General features: G+C 64.0%; 6 protein-coding genes, 1 tRNA gene and 1 pseudogene. 5 read left to right on the top strand and 3 right to left on the bottom strand.

Features of this window, described 5'->3' with window-relative positions:
* Positions 1-99 precede the first annotated feature (99 nt).
* Positions 100-291, top strand: coding sequence for a hypothetical protein (locus tag ACFHWT_RS30935; RefSeq protein WP_281555796.1), 192 nt, complete (start codon positions 100-102; stop codon positions 289-291).
* Positions 292-378: 87 nt separating this feature from the next.
* On the opposite strand, the gene ACFHWT_RS30930 is transcribed toward ACFHWT_RS30935, so the two are convergent.
* A tRNA-Pro gene (locus ACFHWT_RS30930) sits at positions 379-455 on the bottom strand.
* A gap of 143 nt (positions 456-598) precedes the next feature.
* Positions 599-1,492 carry a metallophosphoesterase gene (locus ACFHWT_RS30925; RefSeq protein ID WP_416598184.1) on the bottom strand — a complete coding sequence of 298 codons (894 nt, stop codon included), beginning with the start codon at positions 1,490-1,492 and terminating at the stop codon, positions 599-601.
* Between the two features lie 25 nt (positions 1,493-1,517).
* Here ACFHWT_RS30925 and ACFHWT_RS30920 point away from each other — a divergent pair, with 25 nt between their 5' ends.
* Entirely contained in the window at positions 1,518-1,973 is a 456-nt protein-coding gene (locus ACFHWT_RS30920; RefSeq protein ID WP_416598183.1) for a GatB/YqeY domain-containing protein, read from the top strand.
* Positions 1,974-2,215: 242 nt separating this feature from the next.
* Here the strand turns inward: ACFHWT_RS30920 and ACFHWT_RS30915 are convergent, their stop codons facing one another.
* Positions 2,216-2,458, bottom strand: coding sequence for a peptidoglycan-binding domain-containing protein (locus ACFHWT_RS30915; RefSeq protein ID WP_416598182.1), 243 nt, complete (start codon positions 2,456-2,458; stop codon positions 2,216-2,218).
* A gap of 362 nt (positions 2,459-2,820) precedes the next feature.
* Here ACFHWT_RS30915 and ACFHWT_RS30910 point away from each other — a divergent pair.
* The 3 genes and pseudogenes from ACFHWT_RS30910 to ACFHWT_RS30900 all read left to right on the top strand — a co-directional run bounded on the left by ACFHWT_RS30910 (position 2,821) and on the right by ACFHWT_RS30900 (position 5,291).
* Positions 2,821-3,656 (top strand): annotated as a pseudogene (locus tag ACFHWT_RS30910) (IS5 family transposase).
* 406 nt (positions 3,657-4,062) lie between these two features.
* Positions 4,063-4,449, top strand: coding sequence for a hypothetical protein (locus ACFHWT_RS30905; RefSeq protein WP_416598180.1), 387 nt, complete (start codon positions 4,063-4,065; stop codon positions 4,447-4,449).
* Positions 4,450-4,514: 65 nt separating this feature from the next.
* Positions 4,515-5,291 (top strand): hypothetical protein, encoded by a 777-nt coding sequence (locus tag ACFHWT_RS30900; RefSeq protein WP_416598179.1) that lies wholly within the window; start codon positions 4,515-4,517, stop codon positions 5,289-5,291.
* Positions 5,292-6,335 lie beyond the last annotated feature (1,044 nt).

Raw genomic sequence — 6,335 nt, 5'->3', positions numbered from 1 at the left:
GTCGGTCTACCTCGCCACCAACATGGTCGAGGCGATGACCGACCTGCCGGCCGGGCACGGCGGCGGCGACCTCTACTGGCGATTTCTCGGCTGGCTGTGATGTCGATTTTGCGCCCCGGCGACGAACCGATGCACTACGACGACGGCTCCCACCGCTGGATCCCGCCCGACCCCGACTACGACCAGGAGATCTGGGAGAACCAGGTGCGTGAACACCAACACGAGCATCGCGGGCGTCCGGATCCGCCCCCGCCCCGCTACCGTCTCATCCGGCGATCCGCCGCCAGGTGAGAAACTCGACTGCACCAGCCAGGGCGCTCAGACACGCAGTTGGACATGCGAAGGGCCATGTCGATGTGATCGACATGGCCCTTGACCTGGTCGGGGTGGCCGGATTTGAACCGACGACCTCTTCGTCCCGAACGAAGCGCGCTACCAAACTGCGCCACACCCCGAGGTCCGCTGGGCAATACTAGCCCACCGGCCCGGCAGGGCAAATCCGGTATCCCCGGTGCGCCGCCGCCGGCCCACGGGCGGCGCGTCACTGGGCCGCCGGCTGACGCAGGCTGACCTGCGTCGACGTTCGGTCAGGTTTGGATCAGCGGGCGATCAACGTCAGCAGGGTGGCCTCCGGCGGGCAGGCGAACCGGACCGGCGCGGTCGGGTGGGTGCCCAGCCCGGCCGAGACGTGCAGCCACGAGTCGGTGCCCGGCCACCGGTGCAGGCCCTTGGCCATCGACCGGGGCAGGTCGCAGTTGGTGACCAGGGCACCGACGAACGGCATGCAGACCTGCCCGCCGTGGGTGTGCCCGGCGAGCAGCAGGTCGAGCCCGTCGGCGGCCATCTCGTCCAGCACCCGGGGCTCGGGGGAGTGGGTCAGGCCGAGACTCAGGTCGGCCTCCGGCGACGGCCGGCCGGCGACGGCGGCGTAGTCGTCACGTTCGATGTGTGGGTCGTCGACGCCGGCCGCGTCGATCAGCCGGCCGCCGGCCTTGAATGCCGCCCGGCGGTTGTTTAGGTCGTGCCAGCCGGCGCCGACCAGCACCTCGCGCAGCTCCTCGAACGGCAGGTCCGGGCCGGGCCGGTAGTCCCGCTCGGGCAGCAGGTAGCCCAGCGGGTTCTTCCACACCGGGCCGGTGTAGTCGTTGGACCCGAAGACGAACGAGCCGGGTAGGTCCAGCAACGGCTGTAGGGCCCGCAGCGCGCCCGGTACGGCGTCGGGGTGGGCCAGGTTGTCGCCGGTGACCACGACCAGGTCCGGGTCCAGCCCGGCCAGCGCCGCGACCCAGGCCTGTTTGCGTCGCTGGTCGGGCATCATGTGCATGTCCGACAGGTGCAGGATGCGCAGCGGTTCCGCGTCCGGCGCGAGCACCGGCACGTCGAACCGGCGCAGGGTGAACATGTTGCGCTCGATGAGCGAGGCGTACGCCAGGGTGGCGGCGCCGAGTGCTGCGGTGCCGGCGGCGAGCCGGAATACGGTGCGCTTTCGCATGCCGACCAGGGTAGTTTGGCCACTCATGAGCACCGTGAAGGACCGCCTGACCGCTGACATGCGGGCCGCGTTGAAGGCCCGTGACGAGCTGACCACCTCCACCCTGCGGATGGCGCTGGCCGCGATCGGCAACGCCGAGGTCGCCGGCGAGGCCAAGCGGGAGCTCTCCGACGAGGAGGCGTTGGCCGTGCTGACCAAGGAGGCGAAGAAGCGCCGGGAGGCGGCTGCGGCTTTCGCCGACGCCGGCCGGGTCGACCAGGCCGCCAAGGAGCGGGCCGAGGGCGAGGTGCTGGACCGCTACCTGCCGCGTCAGCTGGACGACGCCGCGCTGACCGAGATCGTCAGCCGGGCGCTGGCCGAGGGTGGGTTCACCGGCAAGGCGCAGATGGGCCCGGCCATGAAGGCGGCCCAGGCCGCGGTGGCCGGCCAGGCCGAGGGTGGCCGGGTGGCAGCCGAGGTACGCCGTCAGCTCGGCCTTTGACCGGAAGCTGCGATAGGTGCCGAACTTGAAAGCCTATCGGGACTGCGAGTAGCTCCCGCAGTCCCGATACAGTGAATGCCACTCAATACGTAAGCTCCATCGGAGCAGTTGCTTACCTGGCCTTGATGCTAACCTGATCTTCCTTAGTGGATTCAACCATGCTCCTCCCGCCTGACGCAACGGTAGTGCTGGAAGAACGATTGGTGGTGTCAGTCGTGGGACCTCGTCCAGGGTTTGTCGACCTATGTGACGGTGACGGGTTGATAAACTTTATCACATGCGTTTCCTATTGTGAACCGAATCGCGTTCCTGGTTTGTGGCCCATATATGCCATCGACTGTGATTCCCTCAATGGCTTGAGCGCGTCGTAGTGCGGCTGCGGTGGCGGGTCCGAAATCTGAATCGACAACCAGGGATTCGCCGTAACAATGGTTGAGGCTCAATTGAAGCTGTCGAACGGCGGAGCTGTACGCGCCTTGCGCCATGCCACAATTTGTACTGGCGGCAGTTCCGCCAGTAGATGGAAGCAGGATCCCGGTGGTTCCGTACGACCATCCAAGCACTCTGACTGTCCGCGAGCATGTCGCCGCGATCGAGTAATCAGCTGAGGCGGGTTGTGGGTTTAAGAGGACGTTTGCTTCATCTTCGCGCCGGTAGCGGCCGATTCACATTCCGCCCCAGCGGGGCAATATGCCCGACCCGACCTAGAAAGACAGCATACCGGCAGCCGCAGACCCGCCCGGCTTCGCCGCATTTCACCCCGGGATCGTGTCTGATTCACTTTGATCCCCACATCGACGGACATTGCGTCCGCCGAGCTGCCGCCCGGACACCGTACGCCTACCGAATGACCGAACGGCGAGCCTATCCGTCCGACCTGTCCGACGCCCGCTGGGCCCTGATCGCACCCCGCCTGACCGCCTGGCGACAGGCCCGCACCGACGCCGGCGTCAGCGGCCGCACCCCCACCCACGACCTACGCGACATCTTCAACGCCATCCTCTACGTCAACCGCACCGGCATCGCATGGCGCTACCTGCTCCACGACTTCCCGCCCCACCGCACCGTCTACGGCTACTTCGCCGCCTGGAGCAAGGAAGGCATCTTCACCGAACTCAACTACCAGCTCACCGGCCTCGTCCGCGACCACCACGGCCGCACCATCCAACCCACCGCATCCATCATGGACAGCCAAAGCGTCAAGACCTCCACCAACGTCCCCCTGTCCACACAAGGCACCGACGCCGGAAAAAGATCGTAGGCCGCAAACGCGGCATCATCACCGACACCCTCGGACTACTCCTCGCCGTCATCGTCACCGCCGCCAGCGCCAGCGACAACGCCATCGGCGCAGACCTGCTCGACCAGGCCACCACCACCTACCCCACCCTGACCAAGACCTGGGCCGACGCCGGCTTCAAGAACCGCGTCGTCGAACACGGCGCCGCACTCGGCGTCGACGTCGAGATCATCACCAAGGACCCACAGACCAAGGGCTTCAGCGTCGTCAAACGCCGATGGGTCGTCGAACGCACCCTCGGCTGGCTCATGCACCACCGCCGACTCGTACGCGACTACGAAGCCCGACCCGACAACTCCGCCAGCATGATCACCATCGCGATGATCGACAACCTCGCGAAACGACTCACCACCGAAACCACCCCAACCTGGCGATACGGCTAAACCCGCATAACCGACAAAATACGTAAATCAGACGTCCTCTAAGAGGCTGCCAACTATTACCATGGTTCCAGTTAGAATTAAGGATGTGATGATGGCCTTCTTCATGGCTGCTCCTTCGTTTGCCACATGAGCGGGATGGCTCAAGAACTGCCGGGACTTTCGATAGCTTCTCATATATTTGCCCAGCTGTCGAGGTATATCGATATTTTAGCCCCATCTTCTTGGGGTTAAGTTAATGATCTCATCATTAACTTAAATGCAACTTGATACGGATTCTGGCTGTCGATAGTGGGCGGTTCCCCCTGGGTACAGGTTCGTCCCCGCTGCTGGCCATCGCTACTATTTGGACTCTGGGGCATGACAAGCTTGTCGGGCCAGATTGTTTAGCCCTGCAGGTGTCCAGGACATGACAGTGTTTTGCCGGGCGATGGCTCTGAGAGGGCAGTTCGGAAGATTACGTCCTTTTCGGGGCGAGAGTGAACACTCCGGGTTCGTCTTCGGTGAGGACGCGGCGGTTGACCATGCGTTTGAGCTTCGCGCGGGTGCCTTCGACGTGTTTCGGCGAGGGTTCGACGCCGAGTGCGAGGCAGATGCCCTTCGCCCGCATCCCGGCGGGTGTGGCGGCGAGGACTTCCAGGATCTGCTGGTAGGGGGTGCTGGCGAAGGTCGGGTCGTCGGCGGTGAACTCGGCGGCGGCGAGCGCGCGCAGGGTGGTGCGGGTGGTCGCCAGGGCGGCCAGTTCGCTGTCGACGCGGCCGAGTTCGGCGGTAAGTGTGGCGATCTGCTCGCGTAGCCGGATGTGATGAGCCCACGGTGGGAGAAGCTCGCCGAACGGTGCAGAATTGGCTGGTCGATGCGATGCCCGCCACCGATGCTGCAGTGCACAAGGCGGTGGAGCTGCTGCGGTGGGCGGGGCTGCCGTTGGCGGCGCTGTTGCCGTACTTGCATCAGTTGGTGTTGTTGGCCTATTTCTTCCACTGTCGGCCGGAGCCGACCGGTAACCAGCGGTTGGAGCTGGAGCGGTGGTTTTGGGTGACGTCGTGGGCGGGGTCGTTCGCGGGTGCCAACTCGACCCGGATCCGTGAGGGCTTGGTGGAGATGAAGGCGTTCGCGGCCGGTGCGACCCCGACCTTGAAGTTGGACGTCGGTGCGGTGGAGCCGATGCCGGAGCCGTTCAACCTGAACAGTGCCCGGACGCTGGCGTATGTGGCGTGGGAGGTGCACGAGTTCCCGACCCGGCGGGACGCGCTCGGGCAGGAGTTCGACGTGGTGAAGCGGTTGGCGGCCGGGGTGCCGCAGGCGTACCGGCAGATCGTGTCCGGCTATTCGACGGCGGCCAACCGGATCATCCTGCCGACCAGCCCGGGGGACAACCCGCTGGGGGTGTTCAGAGAGCTGCGCAACGGCCAGCTGGAGCGCACAATCAGTCGGGAGCATGTGATGCGGCTGCTGGCCAGCCACTGCATCACCGAGCGGGCCTTCCTCAGGCTGCTGGCTGGCGACCACGAGGGGTTTCTGGAGCTGCGGGCAGAGGTGCTGCGGGAGCGGCTGCGGGCGTTCGCGAAAGGGCTGGGCGCCATGCTCGGGTCGGACATGACCGGGGTGGCCGACAACGACACCGAGCACGACGAGTGAGTCAGCCCCTGGCTTCGCGCCGAGCACTTCAACAGGGGGTAAATCTGGAATTATCCGGGTTCGTCAGTTGTGCCTTCCTGCTCGATTCTGATGCTCCAGTGAACCTCCGGAGGTGCCTCAACTCGTACAGTTACCTGACGAGCTGAGGAGTAGCCGATGCGGTTCCCAGAAGGTGTTATCTCGGTTTCGCTACACGTGATAGGAAGCCTAGTTTCGTCGTTCAAACTTATTTCGAGGATTCCGCCGATGCAGTCAGCGTTGACCCAGATGGCGCCAGCCTCGGCCTGTACCGTGCCAGCTACTATGCTCCCACTCGTCGGTGGCACCGTGAGTAGGGTCTTCATCCCTGGTTGAGGGCTGGGAGGGGCCTCGATTTCCGGTATCGGGAGCGCTTCCGGGCTTTCCAGCGCGCTTGCTTCCGGCGTGGGCGGGACGCTGTTATCGTCGCCCCTCTCAGTGCATCCGCCAATTCCCAAAATAATGGCTAGCGCTGACAGGGGTGCGAGATGTCTGCACTTCTTTGGATTTAGCAATAGATGCTCCCTGTTGGTTTCGGAGAAAAAGCTTGTCGCCGACCCCTCGGTGTCAAGGTCGGCGACGCTGCTTCGGTGGAGCCTACCCGCCCCAAACGTTCCAGCCGACCCTCCCTGGGAGGTAGCTGGTCACCCATGCTGATTGGCTATTGCAAGAAGGATAGAGGATGGCATATTTTCCGTAGGCCTTCCGGCGCCAAACGCCGTAGTCTCCGTAGACTGTTGTATACGGACGGGCTGTGACCGCAATGCGGTTCGTCACTGCTGCAGTCAGTGATGTGGATAGGTTCAAACCGAAGGCTGCTTCTGCCTCAGCCACCAGTACCGAACCTTTAACTGAAAGTGACGTAGAGGCTGCCCATGACACTGTTCCTCCCACTGTCGACGTGAGAGTTATGTTCGCATTGTTAGGGGTCCCGTTGTAGTTTTGATAACCTGGTCCTAGTCGGTAATGAGCTGATCTCAGCAACGCAAAAGGTTTGATTGGTGCGACACGGGCGAATCCGGTGAA

The organism is Micromonospora sp. LOL_021 (assembly GCF_048060215.1).
Lineage (GTDB): Bacteria > Actinomycetota > Actinomycetes > Mycobacteriales > Micromonosporaceae > Micromonospora_E.
Note: the sequence above shows the minus strand (reverse complement) of the source record. Positions and strands in the feature narration are given on the sequence as shown.